Origin of the sequence: Devosia sp. (genome assembly GCF_017307565.1) — a bacterium.
In the GTDB taxonomy this organism is placed as follows: Bacteria; Pseudomonadota; Alphaproteobacteria; order Rhizobiales; family Devosiaceae; genus Devosia.
Genome location: NZ_JAFKHD010000394.1, coordinates 1 through 1,215 on the forward strand (window position 1 = coordinate 1; position 1,215 = coordinate 1,215).

The 1,215-nt window shown below is 62.5% G+C and carries 2 protein-coding genes; both read left to right on the forward strand.

The window, feature by feature from the left end; genetic code table 11:
• Nucleotides 1-533, forward strand: a 533-nt coding sequence (locus tag J0I64_RS15605; protein WP_291409886.1) for an HAD-IC family P-type ATPase, incomplete at its 5' end; no start/stop codon positions are given.
• Between the two features lie 13 nt (nucleotides 534-546).
• On the forward strand, nucleotides 547-1,215 hold the full coding sequence (locus tag J0I64_RS15610) for an rRNA adenine N-6-methyltransferase family protein (RefSeq protein WP_035029381.1): 669 nt from the start codon (nucleotides 547-549) through the stop codon (nucleotides 1,213-1,215).

Genomic DNA, 1,215 nt, shown 5'->3' on the forward strand with positions numbered 1-1,215 from the left:
CGCGCGAGGACGCAAAGGAGGGCATCGCGCTTCTTCGCGAACTGGGAGCGGACGCGATTATGCTCACGGGTGACAACACCCGCACCGCGAAAGCCATCGCCGCTTCGCTCGGAATGGAAGCCCGCGCCGAGCTGATGCCGCAGGACAAGCAGAGGATGATCGGAGAAATGCGGCAGGAAGGCCGCTTCGTGGCGAAGGTCGGCGACGGCATCAACGATGCGCCCGCGCTTGCCGCCGCCGACATCGGCATTGCCATGGGCGGTGGAACCGACGTCGCGCTCGAAACGGCGGATGCTGCGATCTTACATGGCCGGGTGAAGGACGTCGCGAACATGGTTTCCCTGTCGCGGCTGACGATGAACAACATCTGGCAGAACATCGTCATCTCGCTTGGGCTGAAAGCCGTGTTCCTCGTAACGACCGTTCTCGGGATTACGGGGCTCTGGCCTGCGATCCTTGCCGATACCGGCGCGACCGTTCTCGTCACCGCCAATGCGATGCGCCTTCTCGCATGGCGAGGTATCCGTACCTAGGGAGCGCCCGGTAGTGGTTCAGACGCCGCAGCATCTGACGTTTCTTCGCCAGTGGATCGCCAACCCGCTGATGGTGGGTGCGGTCCTGCCTTCAGGAGCTTCGCTGGCCCGGTTGATGACAAAGGCTGTCGATCACACCACCGGGCAAGTTCTCGAGCTCGGCCCGGGAACAGGCGTCTTCACCGGTGCGCTTCTGGCGCGGGGACTTGCCGAGGAGCAACTGACACTGGTCGAACTGGATGAAAGCTTCGCAGAGCTTCTTACCAACCGCTTCCCCGGTGCGCGGATCGTCCGGGGCAGCGCTGCCCGGCTGTCGGCGGCAGGGATCAGCAAGGCTGCCAGATATGATGCCATCATCAGCGGACTCCCGCTTCTGTCGATGCCAACCCGGACTGTGTATCGGATCATCCGGGGCGTAGCGCTCAGGCTTGAGCCGGGCAGCAGTCTGTTTCAATTCACCTATGGCATGCGGTGTCCGGTCCCGGACGCCATCCTTCATAGAGCCAGGTTGGACGCAGTATTGCTCGGCACCGTGTTCCGGAACATGCCGCCCGCATCGGTCTACCGGATATCGCATTCGCGATCGCGAACGCCGGCTGAACGGACCTCGCCTGCACGACAGGCGGAATATCGAAATAACCTGACCATGACGAGTCAGGAAGGGGAACCGGTTCATCGGTAA